We start from the raw sequence: 18,299 nt of genomic DNA on the forward strand, positions 1-18,299 counted from the left end.
GCGATCGACATAGGCGCGCGCACCTACGGATCGATCAAATCGATCCTCGCCAACAATCTCGATCGGCGTCCTTCCCCCAGGCGCTCCGCGGATGACGCGCCGATCCTGCATTCCAACATCCGCGGGCCGCGCTACTACAATTAGGAGATCCCATCTTGCTCACCCATCCGACCCTCGATCAGCTCCACGCCCTCGGCCTTAACGGCATGGCCAAGGCCTTCGCCGACATCGAAGCCGGCGGCGACGCCACGAGCCTCGGCCATGCCGAATGGCTCGCGCTCCTGCTCGAACGCGAAGCGTCCCTGCGACGCGACAAGCGGCTCTCGAAGCGGCTGCAATATGCCAAGCTGCGCCAACAGGCCTGCGTCGAGGACATCGACTACCGCACCCCGCGCGGCCTCGACCGCAGCCTCCTGACGATGCTGGTCGAAGGCCAATGGATCGATGACCATGCCAACCTGCTGATCTGCGGGCCTTCCGGTGTTGGCAAGAGCTGGATCGCCTCGGCGCTCGGTAACAAGGCCTGCCGCGACAACCGCTCCGTGCTCTATCAGCGTGTCCCGCGGCTGTTCACCGATCTCGCCCTGGGACGCGGCGACGGCCGCCACCCCGGCTCCTGCGTGCGCTCGGTCGCGTCGATCTGCTTATCCTCGACGATTGGGGCCTCGAGCCGCTCGACGCCGCGGCCCGTCACGACCTCCTGGAGATCCTTGAGGACCGATACGGCCGCCGCTCCACCATCGTCACCAGCCAGCTCCCCGTTGATCAATGGCACGCGCTGATTGGCGACCCCACCTACGCCGACGCCGTCCTCGACCGCCTGGTCCATAACGCCCACCGGATCGATCTCAACGGCGAGAGCATGCGACGAACCCGTAAGCCCGGCCGAAAAGCCTGAGCAAGTGGCGCTGTGGACATGCCGCTGCGCTTGGACAACGCAAGGGCGTTGCCCACATGCCCACAGAAACAGCAGACGAAGAAGACCCTCAAGCCGCGATTCAAGGTTGACCCCGTGGCTTGCCCGATGCCAGAAAACTGACAGCCAGAACGCCTCGCGCCCCGGGCGACATCAAATCGGAATGGTGGGCGAGATCATCTCGGAATCCTAGGCGAGATCATATCGGTACACCCGGGCGAGATCATCGGAATCCGCAGTCAGTATCGATTCCGGATGAAATTGCACGCCATATGTTGGTTGATTGCGATGCGCGAGAGCCATGATCTCGCCTTCGCGCGACCTCGCGGTCACGATCAAATGTGAGGCGTCGGGTCGGTCGAGTTCAATAATGAGCGAATGGTAGCGAGCAACGGAAAGCGGCGATGGAAGCTCTTTAAACAGTCCTTGGCAGTCATGCTCTACGTCAGAGGATCGACCGTGCATCGGTCGCCGCGCGCGCGTGACGCGTCCGCCGAAAACGTGGCCAATACACTGGTGTCCCAGGCAGACGCCGAGAATTGGGACGCGGCCGGAGAGATCGCGGACGACGGCCTCAGATATTCCAGCCTCATTTGGTGTGCATGGACCAGGGGAGATGACCACTGCGCGCGGCTCGAGGCCAGCAAGCTCACTCACGGTGAGCGCGTCGTTTCGTATAACCTCCGTTGCTTCACCAAGCCTGCGGAAGTAGCGCGCAATGTTGAAAACGAACGAGTCATAGTTGTCGATGATGACGATCAAAATACACCACGCGTTTCGGCACAAAATGCGTCAAATATGCCCCGCGCCTTGGCGAGCGTCTCCTCGTATTCTAGCTCCGGTTCAGACATCGCCGTAATACCGCCACCTGCATGAAAAACGGCTACGCCGTTCTGGATCGTTACCGTGCGGATTGCAATATTGGTGTCCATGTGCCCGTTGAAGCCGATGAATCCGATCGCGCCGCAATAGACCTCGCGCGCTATGCGCTCAATTTGCGTAATAATTTCCATCGATCTCACTTTTGGCGCTCCGGTAATGGAGCCACCAGGAAAGCACGCTCGAAGCAAGCTGACGGGGTCATGATCTCCGGCTAGTACACCCGTGACGGCCGAAACGAGGTGGTGCACAGAGGTATAAGATTCGAGCTTGCACAACTCTGGCACCTCGACTGAATGCGGAGTGCAAACACGTGACAAGTCATTGCGCAGAAGGTCGACGATCATCGTGTTCTCGGCGCGGTCCTTTTCGGACGTAAGGAGGATTTCAGCGCGCCGCCAGTCTTGCTTGGGGATCGGCAGAGCGCGCGATCGTCCCCTTGATTGGCCTCGTTTCGACCAATCGTCCGTCAAGCTTTAAGAACCGTTCCGGCGAGCTTGATGCAATGGTCAGCTCCCCGTAATGCAGGAAGGCCCCAAAAGGTGCTGGATTCAATGTCCGCAGGCGACAGTACAAGCCGAAAGAATCAAATGAGGTCGACAATGCGGCGCTGAATCGCTGCGCAATGTTGGCTTGGAAGACGTCTCCGTCCAGAATCAAGTCTATCACGCGCTTCACCGCTGCAATGTAGCCCTCGCGGTTGAAGTTCGAATGCCATACGCCCGTTGGGGCCGGCAAATCATTCGTCTGCATCCTTGGACTGGCAAGCAGTGAGGCAAATTCCTCGGCTCGACGCCGGGCGCGCTCGTGCCGACGCTGGGGATCCTGCTCCGGCCATCCGGTAGAGACGATCCAGCATCTGTCGTGACGGTGATCGAAGCTGACGACCACGTCGTAGAAATTGAGAATGGATTGGGGTAGGCCCTCGCCGCGAATACCCGGCGCGGGCAATCGCTCTAGTGTCCTATTCAGCTCGTAAGCAAAAAAGCCGGCCGCACCTCCCTGGAACGGAGGGAGATCGGGGCGATGCACTTGCGGATACTGTGCGAGTAGGTTCTGAAGAACTCTCCATGGATCACCCTCGATCGTCCTTCCATTCCAGCTAGCCCGCCCATCCTCTACCGAGTAGGTGCCGAACGGTGAACCTCCTCCGAATGAGTGGACACCTGTAGTAGGCTCGAGGAGCCAGGAGGTGTCGAATGGAAGAACGTCAACGTCGGTCGTTTACGGAGGATTACAAGCGCCAGGCCGTTGAGCTGGTGGTGTCGAGCGGTCGTTCGATCACGTCGGTTGGCAAGGAACTCGGCCTGCGCGACTCGGTGCTGCGACGCTGGGTGGACAAGTTTCGGCAGGAGCCGACATCGGCGGCGCGGCGCCCCACCACGCAGGCGACGCCGATGTCGGCGGACCAGGCTTCGGAGATCGCCCGGCTGCGCGAGGAGAACGAACGGCTGCGCATGGAGCGCGACATTTTAAAAAAGTCGATCGCGATCTTTGCCGGAATCCGGACATGAGCTTCCGCTTCATCGAGGACCATCGCGACACCTATCCGGTACGGCTGATGTGTGCCGTGCTCGAGGTCTCGCCGGCCGGCTATTACGCCTGGCGCGATCGCCCGGTGAGTGAGCGGACAAAATCCAATGCCACGCTCCTGGCCGCGATCCGGCAAGTCCATCGCGACAGCAGCGGGCGCTACGGCAGTCCCCGCGTCCATGCCGTCCTGCGCAGGCAGGGCCGTGGCGTCAGCCGCGGCCGGATCGAGCGGATGATGCGTCGGCACGGTATCCGCGCCATCATGGCGCCGCCGCGCCGTGTGCGCACCACCGACAGCCGTCACGACCTGCCGATCGCACAACCTGATCGCGCGCGACTTCACGGCTGAAGCCCCGAACCGGGTCTGGCTCGCCGATATCACCTACATCCCGACCGCGGAGGGCTGGCTGTATCTGGCGGCCGTCATGGATCTGTTCAGCCGAAAGATCGTCGGCTGGGCCATGCGGGATCACATGCAGGTCGAACTCGCATCCGCGGCACTGACGATGGCCATACAGCAGCAACGGCCGCAGGCCGGATTGATCCACCACTCCGATCGCGGCGTGCAGTATGCCTCACACGCCTATCGCCACGCTCTGACGAGCGCCGGCATCACCGCATCGATGAGCCGCAAGGCCGATTGCTACGACAATGCCCCAATGGAGAGTTTCTTCCATACCTTGAAGACCGAGCTCGTCCATCATCGCAACTACAAGACCCGCGCCGAGGCCCGGCGCGGTATCTTCGCCTTCATCGAGGGCTTCTACAACCGAACAAGGCTCCATTCCGCCATGGGATATATCGCCCCGATCGAGATGGAGCTAAAAGTCGCCTAAACCCGTCCACTTTTTCGGGGGAAGATCACGGGTCGCTGCCCAGGTATGAGTAACGTCCAAGCGAACTGTGCCTTGTTGCGCTATCAAGGAAAGTGAGCTGCGGTCGACGCGCGAGAGAGCGCAATAGTAAGACCGGCTCAATCCACCGCAATTCGCGGACGTGCATGTGTAATATCACTCTGATGCTAAGTAGGCGGGCGGGCTGGGCGACAGACCTTTAGCAAGCAAGTCGCTCCCGCAGAGCACTGTCTCAGTCCATATCAGTGATGAACAAGAGATCAATGGCCCGCGGACGACGAGGCTCCCAACGCGCTAAGGCCGCCCATTGCATAAGCATTATGCTTGCGCAACACCTGTCTCTATCGCCTTCGGCCGAAGTGCGCAGTTGTGATGCCACTACCGCAGGCTGCCCAGCGCGTACTGAAAATGGTACGTTTCGTACAAACTTTGCCCCCTATATTGGACGCAATATGTCATCGTGGCCGCAGGGACGGAATGGTTCAGACCGCGTGCCAGTGGACTAGCCATCCGCTGGCTTTTCGTCTGCAGCAGGAATTTCAGAACCGAGTTTCGCTCCAGGCCGCGAGCCCGACGAATGAAATCGGCCGCCCTCGCCGCAGCCAAATTCAAAAAGGAGTTAAATGATGAACATCACCGCACAGTCCGTCACACCAATTACAGCTTGAATCCGGGGGACGAGCTGAACGATCTTCGCATGTCTGAAGGGGTGCGGCCATTGTATGATCGCGTGCGCAAGTTCATCGGCGAGACCGTAGAACCGATTTCAGCTGAGATCGAGAAGCTTCTCGAGAACGCAGCCGACCGCTGGAGCTTCACCCCGGCGCGAAGTCTAAGGCCAAGGCAGAGGGCTTGTGGAACTTCTTCCTACCCAATGCTCACACCGGCGACGGAATGAAGAATTTAGACTTCGCCTACATCGCCGCCGAGCTTGGCAAGAACCTGCTTGCACCTGAGGCCATGAACTGCGTGGCGCCCGATACCGGAAACATCGAGGTGCTGGAGCGCGTTGGCACGCAGGAGGAGAAGGCGAAGTGGCTAAAACCGCTGCTCAACGGGGAAATCCGGTCGGCTTATGCCACGACCGAACCAAACGTCGCCTCAACTGAGCATGGAGTAGCAGGACGAGGCACGGCCAGATTCGACTTGGTACAAGATGCGCTGTTCTTTCGGCTGGCTCCATGCCAGCCGCAGAGCGGCGCGTCCCTTCGATGGCTGCCAGGCAACAGATCTCTCGGTCTTTTGTCCATGGTCGAGAGTCGCCTGCGTCATAGTCTTGTGTCTGTTTCAAGATATGTAAATCGATCGTGGAAGAGCCACAAAGAGTAGGTCGTTCGACTCATGGCATTTAGCCTTGAACTATCTGAGGGATCGTCCAGCTTGCATGCCCCCGAAGTACGCCGCACAAACGGTAGAGAGCATGCGCTGTTACGGGGCGTCGCGAGTAAATCCGCTGTGGGTGAGATCATGCCGGAATGGTAGATCATCTCGGGTTTCCGGCGTACTGATCTCGGGTATTTGGATAAGATTGTCGGAATCCCCAGCTGCGCACCGCACGAATCCAATTCATGATGGAGATTGAAGTGGGATGCCCATTGACTGCGAACGTCTGAGGAACTGGGAAATTCCAGTCGTCGAAACGCGCTACACGCAGAAGGACACGATGCTGTATGCACTCGCTGTCGGACTCGGTTCAGACCCGGTCGACGCTCAGCAGCTGCGCTTCGTCTATGAAGAGCGGCTGCAGGCCTTACCGACGATGGCAACGGTCCTAGGACATCCAGTCTCGTGGTTGCAGGATCCTGCGACGGGCGTGACGTGGCAGAAGATGCTGCACGGCGAGCAGAGCATCGAAATCCATGAGCCACTCGCACCGGCTGGGCACGTACTAGGGCGGACATGGGTCGAAGAGATCGTGGACAAGGGTGCGAGCAAGGGTGCGCTCATTTACCAGCATTGCACGCTCACGGATGCCGCCACGGGCCGCAAGGTGTGCACGCTAGTGTCCTCCTTCTTCTGCCGCGCCGACGGAGGCTTCGGAGGGCCGTCCCGTACTGCGTCTGCGCCGCACCCTATTCCCCAGCGAGAGCCAGACACCTTTTGCGACTTCCCCACCTTGCCGCAATCGGCGCTGCTCTATCGGCTCAACGGCGACTTCACTCCGGGGCACGCCGACCCGGAAAGCGCGCGCAGCGCTGGATTCGAGCGTCCAATCCTCCACGGTCTTTGCACGTTTGGCGTGGCAGGCCATGCTCTGCTCAAGAGCGTTTGCTCCTACGAGCCGGCCCGCGTGCGCAAGATGGCTGTGCGCTTTTCATCTCCGGTGTATCCAGGGGAAACCATCCGCACGGAAATCTGGCTCGACTCGCCGGGCCGCTCTTCGTTCCGTTGCCGCGTTGTCGGGCGAGATACTATTGTGCTCAACAACGGTCTGCTGGAATACGGAAACTGAAGTCAAAACCCATTCATTTCTTCGCGCAGACATACGATCCTGATTCGTTAGGCGTGAGATCGCGCGGAAAAATCAATTCTGGCTGGGCGACAGGCGGTGGGAACGGCTCATCTGCTAACAGATGTCCGTGGTTCGAGCGCACAATTGGTCGCCGCCTTAGTATCGTTTAGTTCAGTCTTCCGGTATTCATAGCACCGATGTCCCACCACTATCAGCTCACGGAGGATGGCCGCTCGAGCATGGCGAATAGCTTCCATCAATCCGCTCGGCTTCGTGAGCATCATTGACCCCGCGACGGGCCTTGAAGGGCGATTTACTTCATCCGCCGTCGGCGAAGATGGAGCGAGCCGAGCCACCGAGCAAGCGGTAAGCAGTGCTGTACGGCAACTCGATGAAGGTGGCAAACTCCGCGAAGTGAGAGAAGCGGGAAAGGCTGCGCCCGCAAGAATAGGCATATAGAAGGTTCGCTCGCGACAGCACCAACTTGCTCGGCTGAATGCAAGAACGTGCGCTCCGTTCCAGTCGGATCGAGGATTGAGGCGTGCTCCGGAGCGAACATCAATTCCGATCCGATATTGATCCCTCCAGAATTGGTATTGGCTTGACCCGGGGCGGTTCCTTAAACGAACGGCTGAGCCGATCCCTTACTGCCAAGATCGGATTGATCTCGATCCAGCCAAGCTTAGCTTCGAGAGCGTGATCTTCATGGGCAACGGCATGTCGGGCGGCGCGCTGCGGACCTAGGCGCGGTATCAGATGTTGACCGTGACTAAATGTGTGTCGGCGGTCGCGTGACGTACCGCAGGCCTGTTCGAGGCGATTAAAGTAGGGCAGCAGGGATGAATCTGAGTTTTACCAAAGACGAACTCGCTTTTCGTGACGACGTCAGAGCATTTTTTCGCGCCGCGGTTCCCGCTGATATCCGCGAGAAGCTTATCGCCGGACTGCACCCGAGCAAGAACGACTTGGTACGCTGGACGCGTATCCTGGCCGACAAGGGCTGGGCCGTGCCGCACTGGCCAGTTGAGTATGGCGGGACGGACTGGAGTCCGGTCAAGCAGTACATCTTTACGGAGGAGATGAGTCAGGCGCCGGCACCGGCACCGCTCCCCTTCGGCGTGAACATGGTCGGACCGGTCATCTACACCTTTGGCAACGACGCTCAAAAGAAGCGCTTTCTGCCGCGCATCGCCACGCTCGAGGACTGGTGGTGCCAAGGCTTCTCCGAACCCGGTTCGGGCTCCGACCTTGCTTCACTCAAGATGCGGGCCGTGCGCAAAGGCAACCAGTACGTCGTCAACGGACAAAAGACCTGGACGTCGCTAGCACAATACGCGGACTGGATCTTCTGCTTGGTAAGGACCGATCCGAATGTAAAGAAGCAGCTCGGGATCTCGTTCCTCCTGATTGACATGAAGTCGCCCGGCATCACCGTGCGTCCAATCCAGATGATCGATGGCGGTCACGAAGTCAACGAGGTCTTTTTCGACGATGTCCGCGTCCCGGCCGACAACCTCGTCGGCGAGGAGAACCGGGGGTGGGATTATGCCAAATTTCTCCTCGGAAACGAGCGCTTCAACATCGCTTGCGTTGGCGTTTCCAAGGAGCGTATCCGGCGCATTAAGGATCTCGCTTCCCAGGCCTGTTTCGGCGGTCAGAGGTTGATCGATCAAGCCCACTTTCGCGAGAAAGTCGCCGCAGTCGAGCTTCAGCTGAAAGCGCTCGAGATAACGCAGCTTCGCGTCCTCGCCAACGAGTCTAAACGGCAAAAAGCTACGCAAGACCCGGCAAGCTCCATCCTCAAAATCAAAGGCGCCGAAATCCAGCAGGCCACGTCGGAGCTCTTGATGGATGTGGTCGGCCCTTATGCTCTGCCTTTTCAATCGGAAGAGGATCTGGAGCCACCTATCGGCCCCGGCTGGGCGCCTTCGATCGCGCCAGCCTATTTCAACGCCCGGAAGGTGTCCATTTATGGCGGCTCAGATGAGATTCAGAAGAACATCATCGCCAAGGCAGTCCTCGGTCTCTAACGCTCGCGGATGTACTCGGCAAAAACGGGGCAGGTGTCGCCTCGCGAAACGCTTGAGGGCAGCCGCCACGGTTCCGGTTTCAGGAGAACTCCAGACATGGATTTTGATCTCTCTGAGGAGCAGCGGCTTCTCAAGGAAAGTGTCGAACGGTTGATGCTCGACAGCTACGGCTTCGACGAGCGACGCAAGTACCTGGCCGAGGACCGCGGCTTCAGCGAGGCGACGTGGAAGCGCTATGCTGAACTCGGTCTTCTGGCGCTGCCGTTCCTCGAGGAAAATGGCGGCGTCGGCGGTGGCGCGATCGAGACGATGATTGTCATGGAGGCCTTCGGCAAAGGGCTAATTCTCGAACCTTATTTCCCGACGGTGGTTCTTGCCGGTGGCATTCTGCGGCATGGGGCAAGCCGAGCTCAGAAGGTCGATCTGATTCCGGCGATCGCTGAGGGCCGGATGAAGCTCGCCTTTGCTTATGCCGAGCCGAAGTCTCGTTATGATCTCTTCGAGGTCGAAACGCGGGCGAAGAAGGATGGTGACCAATGGGTGCTCAATGGCACCAAAGGGCTCGTGCTTCACGGCGCTGTGGCCGACAAGATTATCGTATCGGCGCGGGCTGACGGAGCTTCGCGCGACAAAAAGGGAATCGGCCTCTTTCTCGTCGACGGGAATGCCCAAGGACTCATACGCCGCAGCTATCCCACGCAGGATGGCCTGCGTGCGGCCGAGATTTCGCTGGAGAATGTGCGGGTTGAGGCAGCCAACGTCATTGGCGATCCAACTGGCGCCTTTCCGGTCATTGCGCGGGTGGTAGATGAGGCGGTTGCGGCACTATGCGCGGAAGCGGTCGGTTGCTTCGCTGAGATGCATGCAATCACGCTTGACTATCTTAAAACGCGCAAGCAGTTCGGCACGACAATCGGCTCATTCCAGGTGTTGCAGCACCGTGCAGTCGACATGTTCGTCGAACTGGAGCAGTCGCGCTCCATGGCTCTGTACGCCACGATGATGGCCGGCGAAAGCGATGTAACGGAACGCGCGCGTGCGATCTCAGCGGCGAAGGCCCAAATCGGCCAGTCTGCGAGGACGATCGGCCGTCAGTCGATCCAACTCCATGGCGGAGTCGGTATGACGATGGAGCACCGCATCGGTCACTATTTCAAGCATGTTACCATGATTGATACCCTCTTTGGTGATGCCGACCATCACCTGCGCCGGCTCGCCAGCCTAGGTGTGATTGACGATGAATAGCTCAAGGCGAGCTTAAGCCCATTCAAGCGTTCACCCGACCGTCTCGCAGAGTCCTAATTGGAAAGAATGATCATGAGTGAACCGAAAGGCGTCGAAGCGTTTCACCAGCTCGAGCTTAATGCCGGGCACTTCCTGATCCAGCGCTGCACCGATTGCACAGGGCACGTTTATTTCCCGCGCGAAGTCTGTCCGCACTGCGGCGGTACTTCGCTCGAATGGATTGCTCCAAAGGGCACCGGCACCGTCTATGCTGTGACCACCGTGCGTCGGAAGGCCGGCGACGGCGGCGACATCAACGTTTCGCTCGTCGACCTCGACGAAGGCGTACGACTCATGAGCCGCATCGACAGCCCCGTATCCAACGCCACGAAGATTGGCCAGCGCGTAAAGTCGCGCGTGCAGGTCAATGATGGCAAAGGACTCGTCGTGTTCGATGCAATGCAAGGAGGTGCGCTATGAGCAACCTCAAGGATTTACGTGGAAGCAGCGCAATCGTAGGCGTCGGCACCTTCGGCAACGGCGAGTCGCCCGGGTTCACGGATATGGAGCTGCTCGCGCGGTCGGCCCATGCCGCCGTCGCAGATGCCGGCCTAAAGATGAGCGACATCGATGGCCTGTGCTCCGCGAGCATTGGCGCGTCGATGTGGACCATGCCCGTCATCGAGTATTTGGGCCTGAACCCTCGCTATATTGATGGAACGATGGTCGGTGGTTCGAGCTTCATCGCCCACCTCCTCCCGGCCATGCGGGCCATCCGCTCGGGTCAGTGCAGTGCGGTGCTTGTGTGTTATGGCAGCGCACAACGGACTAGCCCCGTCGGTCGCCGCGAAATCGGCCAACTACGCCGTCTAGTTGATCCGCAACCTTACGAGTATCCATATGAGCCAGTCTTGCCGGCATCAGCTTACGCATTAGCCGCATCACGTCACATGCATGAGTTCGGCACTACGCGCGAGCAGATGGCGGATGTCGCGGTTGCTGCGCGAGCGTGGGCCCGCCTCAATCCGGAAGCGTTCATGCGTGACCCTCTCACGCGTGACGACGTATTGAGGGCCCGCATGGTGTCCGATCCACTCACTGTGCGTGATTGCTGCCTAGTGACAGCCGGCGGCGGAGCGTATGTCATGGTGAGCGCCGAGCGTGCGAAGTCACTCCCGAAGAAACCGATTTACGTGCTCGGCAATGCGACTGCCGTGTGGAATCGACAGATCTCATCCATGCGCGACCTCACCGTCACGTCGGCAAAGCAGTCCGGCGCTGGGGCGTTCGCGATGGCGGGTATGAAGCCAAACGACATTGACCTGCTTCAGCTATACGACGCGTTTACGATCAACACGATCCTGTTCCTCGAGGACCTTGGCTTCTGCCCGAAAGGCGAAGGCGGGCGCTTCGTAGAAAACGGAAGCATCGCTCCGGGCGGGAAGCTGCCGGTCAACACCAATGGCGGCGGCCTGTCCTGCACGCACCCGGGGATGTACGGCATCTTCGCGTTGATCGAAGCCGTGCGGCAACTTCGGGGCGAAGCCGGCGAGCGTCAAGTGAAGGGCGCGAAGACGGCGCTGGCGCATGGAAACGGGGGCACGTTGTCGAGCCAGTCCACTGCCATTTTGGGGACTGAGGAGACAGTGTGATCGGCGCTGAGAAACGCTTCGTGGTCAAAGGCTTTATGGCGGCCACACTTCGACCAGCCAGGGAAACCAGGGGAACAAGTGGCCAACGGAGCTCTCGTTCTCCGTCGGCGAGGATGAAAGAACGCTCCAGTTCCTACTCAATTTGGAGTGCTGTTGGGGCGACTATGGCTACCAACCCGGAAGCAATCAGGAGATCACCAGATGGTCCAGGGTCGCATTGGAGCCAGTCAAACGATGCTCAAATTCGAGCTGATCTGCTCAAGCCCGAGTTGCGCAATCTGCTTGGGCGCAAGCTCGGCAGACCTTGCCTTCATGTTGATGCCCCAGCGATGCATCTTGGGCACCAATTGGCTCGGCAAATCGTTGGCACGCTCGAAGCAATAGCGGCGCCCGGGAGCTGAACCCGCGCATCCGTAGCATGCTCGAATTCCCGTTCTGACCTATGTGCTGGATCATAACATGCGCGATGAGGCGGATGATGTCCGACTCGTGATATTGAGCAGACTAAGAGCTGCCTCAATGAAGGGGCCACCCTCAGGGGTGGCCCGCCAGGTCGGAGAGGAACGCCCCCGAGAAGACCGCTAAGATCAGGACGTGGCTTGTTCAATCGGTGAGAATGGCAAACCGAGGCTCTCGGCCACTGCCTTGGAAGTGAGACGGCCGCGAAAGACATTCAGGCCGGCGCGCAGATGCGGATTTTCGAGCACGGCTGCAAATCCCTTCTTGGCGAGAGCTAGGCCAAAAGGCAGCGTGGCATTATTCAAGGCTTGGCTTGAGGTGCGCGGGACGGCTCCCGGCATATTCGCAACGCAGTAATGAATGACGCCATCCACTTCGTAAGTAGGATCTGCGTGCGTAGTCGGACGCGATGTCTCGAAGCATCCGCCTTGATCGATAGCGACATCTACCATCACGGAGCCTTTGCGCATCGAGCTCAACATGCCGCGGCTGACGAGTTTTGGCGCGCTTGCACCGGGAACGAGAACCGCCCCACTACGTCCGCCGCGAAAACCTCCTCTTCAACCGCCTCTATCGTTGAGAATCTGGTGCGGACCCGACCCTCGAATAGTTCATCCAGCTCGCGAAGCCGGGGTAAAGAACGGTCGAGGATTGTGACCTCGGCGCCCAAACCAGTCGCCATGCGTGCCGCGTGCGTACCGACCACGCCGCCTCCGATCACCACGATGCGCGCCGGCTGGACACCCGGAACGCCACCGATCAACAGTCCCCGCCCGCCTGCATTCCGCTTTAGAGCTGCACCGGCCGCTTCGATCGCAAGCCTGCCGGCGACCTCGCTCATCGGCGCGAGCAGCGGGAGCCCGCCATGAGTATCAGTTACGGTTTCGTAGGCAATCGCAGTACATCCCGATTTCAGGAGTCCCTTAGCTTGCTCCGGGTCTGGCGCAAGATGCAGATAGGTGAAGAGGATCTGGTTCTCCCGCAATTGGGCCCATTCGGAGGGCTGCGGCTCTTTCACTTTCACGATCATCTCGTTCGACGCGAACACCTCGCGAGCGGAGCCAACAATCGTTGCGCCCGCCTTGCGATAAGTGTCGTCCGTTGCCCCGATGCCAGCACCGGCATTGGTTTCGACCAGCACCGTGTGGCCGGCGGCAACATATTCGCGCACGGCGCCGGGCACTAAGCCGACACGATATTCGTGCGTCTTGATCTCCTGGGGACCACCGACCTTCATTCTAACTCTCCAAATTGACCGCTTCTTCCTATTGGAAAACCAGGTTTGTTTTCCTGCGAACTTGCGAAATCGAGGTGAAATAGTGCAGAGATCCGACGTATGATCCGAATACGACGCAGGATTCCAAACAAATGGACGCCGACAAGATCGACATGACAATCCTTGCCGAGCTGAGCACCAACGCGCGGATCAGTCACACCGAACTCTCGAATCGAATGGGACTATCGAGTACGGCCATCGCGCGCCGTCAGCGCGCGCTGGAGGAGGAGGGATACATTACAGCGTATCAGGCGGTCCTTGATCTAAACCGATTTGGCCTCAGCACCACGGTGCTGGTTAGAGTCGCGCTGGACAGTCAAAGTGACGAAGCATTGAAGTTGTTTGAAACGGCCGTCGTCAAATGCCCATCTGTAATCCGCTGCTTCCTAATGTCGGGGAGCGACGACTATCTCCTCCGGTGCTGGCTCGCGATATCGAAGACTTTGAGAGAATCCATCGGACGGAACTCTCACGCTTGCCGCACGTCTCGCGAATTCAGTCGAGTTTTGCCCTGCGCGAGGTCGTCAATCGTGCAATCCCACCAGTCATTTTCGGAAAACCGGTGCGTCATATTCGCAAATCATCACCTGAACAAAGCTAGTCAGCGCGCATGAGCAGAGCGTGCTCATTCAATTCGGCGGCTATCCGGCTCATCGGCTTCCCCTGTCTCAATTCGCGCTGGTTCTAACGCCCGACCGCTCAAGGTCTCAGCTCTCGCACGCGGCACTTGATTTGCCGTTAGCTGCCGATGGTGAATGCGCGCCCTTTGTATGTTGCGTACCAACCTGCTGCCTTACTGGGGCGGCACTTCTGTTAACCTTTAAGCGTAGTGCGGTACACCTTTGGCTGACCAAATACTACTGCTGACGAGCATGCCGCCGAGCACGCGCACTCCTGCTGAGTTGATGAGAAAAGCGATGATGAGCTCCTGAATTGACAGTTCTTCATTTCGAAGAAGCGCGACAGGCTGATGTCTCAAGCTCAAACGCGCTAGACACCAACGGTCATTGCTTGCCACGGTCTGCTGCGAGGCTGTGACACGCTGTGCACCGACTAGCACCTTTCTCTTCGGCGATGAAATTGGACCAGACTTGTACGCGGGAGATGCGCCATCAGGATCGGGGCTACGTACCGGGTGGTCACCTACATGGCGTGGTTCAGTCCATCACGGATGGTCCGCCTGGAACTCCGGATTATTTGGGGCTCTTAGGCTGGCCGTAACTAACACTCCTAATCCAGGGCAGCCGACGTGGCGCGTCGGCGTAGACCTACTCGCCACAATATCCTTATAGCCGTGAGTTGTGGCGGGCCGGAATTCAAAGACGTATCGGTTGGGACGATCGCCTATTGCAGCAGCATCGGCAGGCGCTAGCCGTGCAGACCAGCGTCTAGACGGCCGGCCAGCTGCCCGATCGCGCGAGTCCGCAACCAACACACGTGGATCTGTGGCGATGCAGTAAGCCGAGCGCATCAATTCCGATCCGATATTGATGTTTTTGAAATTGGTATTGGAGACGCCCGGCTTCATTGTATCAAGTACCGCTTTGTCAGTCCGAAAATCGGAACTATGCCGAGCGGTGTTCGCGCTCCGGGAAGGGAAGCGCATATGATGACGGAGAAGACATCACTTCGGATCGCGCCGTCTTTCTTTGCTGATCGCGCATGAGCGGTCGGCGCTGTTTAGGAGCTCGCCGACGCCCGGCATTCGCGTGACAACTGGTTCGGCTCCGGCCGTTTGAGGGCAGAAATGAATTTCGACCGCATCCCCGAGCACGACGCCCTGCGCGACAGCGTGCGCAGTTTCTTTGATCGTGAGCTTCAGGAGCCGAAGATCCGTGAGATGGATCGCGCGCGGCGGATCCCGCGCGATCTGTGGAAGCGGCTTGCCCAGCTCGGATGGCCCGGCCTTACCGTGTCGACCGAGTATGGCGGAAGTGGCGGGGACGTGATGACCAGCGCGATCTTGTGCGAGGAAATAGCGCGACGCTTCCCCTCACTAGCCAACTATTGGGTAATCACTTCGATGGCGGCTCGGGTGCTCAGTGAATCGGGCACCGAAAAGCAGCGGGCGGATTATCTACCCAAGCTTGCCGCCGGCGAATTCCTGATGAGCTTCGGGATGACAGAGCCGGGCGGTGGAACGGACATTCTCGGGCTGAAGACGCGGGCCACGCTTGACGGCAGCGAATGGATCGTGCGCGGACAGAAGCTCTACACGTCACTGGCGGACGATGCCAATGCAATCTTGGTCCTGTGTCGCACGCATCCTCCTGAGGGTACCAAGCGCTCGCGCGGACTGTCACTGATACTCACTCCGGTCGACCAGGAAGCGGTAAAAGTGCGACGCCTCGAGCTTATGGGGCAGCGCGCCGGCTGTACCTGCGAGGTTTTTCTCGACGATGCCCGTGCACCGGCCGATGCGATCGTCGGTGAGGTTGGGCGCGGATGGCACACGCTCCTTCGAACGCTGAACGATGAGCGCATCATTTGCGCCTCGATGTATGTCGGCATCACCGCTGCCGCGCTGGATCTGACCCTGCAATACGCCACGGATCGAGCGGCTTTCGGGCGCCCGATCGGCGCCTATCAGGCCGTGCAGCATCCGCTCGCCGACACTGCGGCCGAGCTGGAGCAGATTCGCTTGCTCACTGCAAAGGCAGCCTGGCTGCACACCAACGGACGTGAGTGCTCGGCCGAGGCCGCGATGGCCAAGCTCGCAGCGAGCGAGGCGGCCGTTCGCGCGACCGACCGCTGCATGCGTGTGCTGGGTGGCTTCGGACTAGTTGAGGAATCGCCGTTGGAGCGCCTGTTCCGCGACGCCCGCTTGGGGCCGTTCAGCCCGATTTCGAACGAAATGGTTCGCAACTTCATCGGTGAGCGCATGGGCCTTCCCCGCAGCTACTGAGCTGCCAAGTTTAACAGCAGGCATTAGCCGGATGATCATATGACGATTACGCCCATCCACCTGGACCGCTTTCATTGGTACGACTATAAGCGCTACTCCTTTTCTCTTGGGCTGAAGACATTCGCGGGCACCTATCTGTCCGGCCATACGGCTTCCGAATACGAGCCTGCGACCAAGCGCATGGTGGTGCGTGGCGGAATGACCGAGCAGGTTCGCACGGTCTACGCCAAGATCGCGGCTATCCTTGAGGGCGCCGGACTTGGCTATGGCGATGTGGTCAGGATCGTAGAATATGTGCGCGCCCAGGATATCGAACGCTACGCGGATGCGGCGGCGGTACGGCGCGAGCTATTTGGCGAAAAACAGCCCGTGGTCAACTCCGTCGTCGTCAAGAGCTTACTCAGGCCGGATGCCTTCATTGAGATCGAGGTGACCGCAGTGTTTGCGCCCGGCACTGTTCCTAGCACTGTGTTCCTGCCGTCAATCCTGCCCCTAGACGATCAGGGAAACGTGGTGGGGGCCGGTGACGTCGTCCTCCAGACTCATGCCGTTTACGAGCGCGCCGCGCGCATGCTCTCCGCGCTGGGTCTGGGTTTGGATCGCGTGGTGAAAATTGCCACGTATATGACGCCACCTGCAGCATCTCATTACCACAACACCGCGCGCGTGTGGCGCGAGCGGCTTGGCCCGGTGTTTCCAACGTCGGTGGAAATAGTCATGCCGCGGTTACTACATCCGCAGGCTATGGTGCAGTGCGATTTTATCGCTGCTCGCGAAATGCCGACGGCAGTGGATCCGGGTTGGAAGCGGTACGGCGGCATAGCTTGCAGCCCGGCCGTGCGAGCCGGAAAGGTGCTCTACATTTCGGGCCAAGCTGCCGTTGATGCGACCACTGGGCAGGTCTTGCACGAGGGGGACATAGTTGCACAGGCCGAATACATCTACGGCAACGTTCTTCAGCTGGTGCGGACCGCCGGGGGCGCGCCGCACCACCTGGTCAAGACAATCGAATATGTGACCTCAGCGTCGCTCGATCGCTATCGCGAAGTCGGCGCTCTGCGTTCGAAGATGTTGGAGGAACCGCGCCCGGCCTCAACCGGCCTCATTAGCGAAAAACTATTGTCCGACGGGCTGCTCATCAATGTCGACGCCCTTGCCGTCCTGGACTAACACATGGCGCTGCTCACAGACGATCTCAAGGCCTGGATCGGACGCGAGGTTCACTACCCGGCACGCGAGGAACTCGGCCGGGCGTCCATCAGGTACTTTGCGCTTGCCATAGGAGACAAAAATCCCCTCTACGTCGATGACGCTTACGCTCGGGAAGCGGGATATCCGTCGGTGATCGCGCCGCCAACATTGATCTGCGACAGCTGCCAATACGCCAATCGTCCGCCGGACGCGAACGGCTACATTGGGCACGAGTGGCCTCTGCCCATAGTCAACTGCCGCATGATCCGCGCTGGCAACGACTACGAGTTCATGCGGAGAGTGCTGCCTGAAGACCGCATCTCCGTCACCTGGACCTTGGAGAACATCGTGGAGCGTGGTTCTTCACGTGGGGGCACGCAGCTGTTTGTAACTTCGGTCGCGCGTTACCAGGATGCGGCGGGGGGAGGTGGTCGCAATAAATCGCGAGACAGTCGTCTATCAGCCGATGGGGAACACATGATCAAGCCGACGAGAACCGCTCCGATGGTTCGGCAGGATGAGGCGTTGCCAGTGCTGGAGAGGACCTTCACCAACGTCGACCTCATGGCCTACGGCGCGGCCACCTGGGATTGGCACCGCTTGCATTACGACATCGATTTCGCTCGGAGCATGCAACTGCCGAACGTTGTCGTCGATGGACAGGCATTTGGGGCACTGTTTGCGCGCGCGGCGGAGGAGTGGGCTGGGCCATGCGCCTCCATTAAGCGGCTGTCGTTCAAGATGAAGTCGATGGCGTTCGCGGGCGATACCCTGCGGGTGGAAGGGGAGGTGAGCCAAATCCAGCCTCCTACGGTCATCTTAGCACAGCGCCTAACTATTGACGGTCGTCTCGTATGCCAGGCGGAGACGGAGATGCAGCTACCCGCGCTATTGGCTTAGCGCTATTTAGCAGCGATTGATTCCATGA

General features: G+C 59.4%; 11 protein-coding genes and 5 pseudogenes. 12 read left to right on the forward strand and 4 right to left on the reverse strand.

The genetic code is table 11. The annotated features are described in order from the left end of the window. Positions 1 to 155: 155 nt before the first annotated feature. Positions 156 to 898 (forward strand): annotated as a pseudogene (istB, locus tag YUO_RS42990) (IS21-like element helper ATPase IstB). Positions 899 to 1,105: 207 nt separating this feature from the next. Here istB and YUO_RS42995 read toward each other — a convergent pair. Genes YUO_RS42995 through YUO_RS49290 form a run of 3 tightly spaced genes read right to left on the reverse strand, consistent with a single transcriptional unit; the run spans position 1,106 to position 2,881 of the window. Next, positions 1,106 to 1,678, reverse strand: coding sequence for an anthranilate synthase component II (locus YUO_RS42995; RefSeq protein ID WP_051379837.1), 573 nt, complete (start codon positions 1,676 to 1,678; stop codon positions 1,106 to 1,108). Beyond that, complete coding sequence (locus YUO_RS48285; RefSeq protein WP_430649587.1) at positions 1,675 to 2,142, reverse strand: chorismate-binding protein; 468 nt, start codon at positions 2,140 to 2,142, stop codon at positions 1,675 to 1,677. The genes YUO_RS42995 and YUO_RS48285 overlap by 4 nt, the downstream gene beginning before the upstream one ends. A gap of 40 nt (positions 2,143 to 2,182) precedes the next feature. After that, positions 2,183 to 2,881 (reverse strand): chorismate-binding protein, encoded by a 699-nt coding sequence (locus YUO_RS49290; protein ID WP_488226349.1) that lies wholly within the window; start codon positions 2,879 to 2,881, stop codon positions 2,183 to 2,185. Positions 2,882 to 2,994: 113 nt separating this feature from the next. On the opposite strand from YUO_RS49290, the pseudogene YUO_RS43005 reads away from it, so the two are divergent. The 7 genes and pseudogenes from YUO_RS43005 to YUO_RS0135865 all read left to right on the forward strand — a co-directional run bounded on the left by YUO_RS43005 (position 2,995) and on the right by YUO_RS0135865 (position 11,540). Continuing rightward, positions 2,995 to 4,164, forward strand: a pseudogene (locus tag YUO_RS43005) (IS3 family transposase). Positions 4,165 to 4,879: 715 nt separating this feature from the next. Next, a pseudogene (locus tag YUO_RS48300) lies at positions 4,880 to 5,292 on the forward strand (acyl-CoA dehydrogenase family protein); the annotation flags it as partial. A gap of 478 nt (positions 5,293 to 5,770) precedes the next feature. Continuing rightward, positions 5,771 to 6,634, forward strand: coding sequence for a MaoC/PaaZ C-terminal domain-containing protein (locus tag YUO_RS0135845; protein WP_028351471.1), 864 nt, complete (start codon positions 5,771 to 5,773; stop codon positions 6,632 to 6,634). A gap of 839 nt (positions 6,635 to 7,473) precedes the next feature. After that, positions 7,474 to 8,664: a pimeloyl-CoA dehydrogenase large subunit gene (gene pimC / locus YUO_RS0135850; protein WP_028351472.1), complete on the forward strand. Its 1,191-nt coding sequence runs from the start codon at positions 7,474 to 7,476 to the stop codon at positions 8,662 to 8,664. A 96-nt stretch (positions 8,665 to 8,760) separates the two neighbouring features. Further along, positions 8,761 to 9,909: an acyl-CoA dehydrogenase family protein gene (locus YUO_RS0135855; RefSeq protein WP_028351473.1), complete on the forward strand. Its 1,149-nt coding sequence runs from the start codon at positions 8,761 to 8,763 to the stop codon at positions 9,907 to 9,909. Between the two features lie 72 nt (positions 9,910 to 9,981). Then, positions 9,982 to 10,368 carry a Zn-ribbon domain-containing OB-fold protein gene (locus YUO_RS0135860; protein WP_028351474.1) on the forward strand — a complete coding sequence of 129 codons (387 nt, stop codon included), beginning with the start codon at positions 9,982 to 9,984 and terminating at the stop codon, positions 10,366 to 10,368. After that, positions 10,365 to 11,540: a thiolase gene (locus YUO_RS0135865; protein ID WP_028351475.1), complete on the forward strand. Its 1,176-nt coding sequence runs from the start codon at positions 10,365 to 10,367 to the stop codon at positions 11,538 to 11,540. Before YUO_RS0135860 ends, YUO_RS0135865 begins: the two co-directional genes overlap by 4 nt. A 587-nt stretch (positions 11,541 to 12,127) precedes the next feature. Here YUO_RS0135865 and ald read toward each other — a convergent pair. After that, positions 12,128 to 13,236 (reverse strand): annotated as a pseudogene (gene ald / locus YUO_RS43015) (alanine dehydrogenase). Between the two features lie 131 nt (positions 13,237 to 13,367). On the opposite strand from ald, the pseudogene YUO_RS43020 reads away from it, so the two are divergent. The 4 genes and pseudogenes from YUO_RS43020 to YUO_RS45695 all read left to right on the forward strand — a co-directional run bounded on the left by YUO_RS43020 (position 13,368) and on the right by YUO_RS45695 (position 18,271). Next, positions 13,368 to 13,876 (forward strand): annotated as a pseudogene (locus YUO_RS43020) (Lrp/AsnC family transcriptional regulator). 1,146 nt (positions 13,877 to 15,022) lie between these two features. Further along, positions 15,023 to 16,180 (forward strand): acyl-CoA dehydrogenase family protein, encoded by a 1,158-nt coding sequence (locus YUO_RS0135885; protein ID WP_051379838.1) that lies wholly within the window; start codon positions 15,023 to 15,025, stop codon positions 16,178 to 16,180. 39 nt (positions 16,181 to 16,219) lie between these two features. After that, positions 16,220 to 17,350, forward strand: coding sequence for a RidA family protein (locus YUO_RS44210; protein ID WP_051379839.1), 1,131 nt, complete (start codon positions 16,220 to 16,222; stop codon positions 17,348 to 17,350). Between the two features lie 3 nt (positions 17,351 to 17,353). Then, positions 17,354 to 18,271 (forward strand): FAS1-like dehydratase domain-containing protein, encoded by a 918-nt coding sequence (locus tag YUO_RS45695; RefSeq protein WP_083754869.1) that lies wholly within the window; start codon positions 17,354 to 17,356, stop codon positions 18,269 to 18,271. The last annotated feature ends 28 nt before the right edge of the window (positions 18,272 to 18,299 follow it).

The organism is Bradyrhizobium murdochi, assembly GCF_000472965.1.
Taxonomy (GTDB): Bacteria; Pseudomonadota; Alphaproteobacteria; order Rhizobiales; family Xanthobacteraceae; genus Bradyrhizobium; species Bradyrhizobium murdochi.

Bases quoted from the DNA above. Each gene is read 5' to 3' on its own strand.
- YUO_RS48285 (WP_430649587.1), bottom strand. From the start codon at position 2,142: ATGATCGTCGACCTTCTGCGCAATGACTTGTCACGTGTTTGCACTCCG.
- YUO_RS0135845 (WP_028351471.1), top strand. From the start codon at position 5,771: ATGCCCATTGACTGCGAACGTCTGAGGAACTGGGAAATTCCAGTCGTC.
- pimC (WP_028351472.1), top strand. From the start codon at position 7,474: ATGAATCTGAGTTTTACCAAAGACGAACTCGCTTTTCGTGACGACGTC.
- YUO_RS0135855 (WP_028351473.1), top strand. From the start codon at position 8,761: ATGGATTTTGATCTCTCTGAGGAGCAGCGGCTTCTCAAGGAAAGTGTC.
- YUO_RS0135860 (WP_028351474.1), top strand. From the start codon at position 9,982: ATGAGTGAACCGAAAGGCGTCGAAGCGTTTCACCAGCTCGAGCTTAAT.
- YUO_RS0135865 (WP_028351475.1), top strand. From the start codon at position 10,365: ATGAGCAACCTCAAGGATTTACGTGGAAGCAGCGCAATCGTAGGCGTC.
- YUO_RS0135885 (WP_051379838.1), top strand. From the start codon at position 15,023: ATGAATTTCGACCGCATCCCCGAGCACGACGCCCTGCGCGACAGCGTG.
- YUO_RS44210 (WP_051379839.1), top strand. From the start codon at position 16,220: ATGACGATTACGCCCATCCACCTGGACCGCTTTCATTGGTACGACTAT.
- YUO_RS45695 (WP_083754869.1), top strand. From the start codon at position 17,354: ATGGCGCTGCTCACAGACGATCTCAAGGCCTGGATCGGACGCGAGGTT.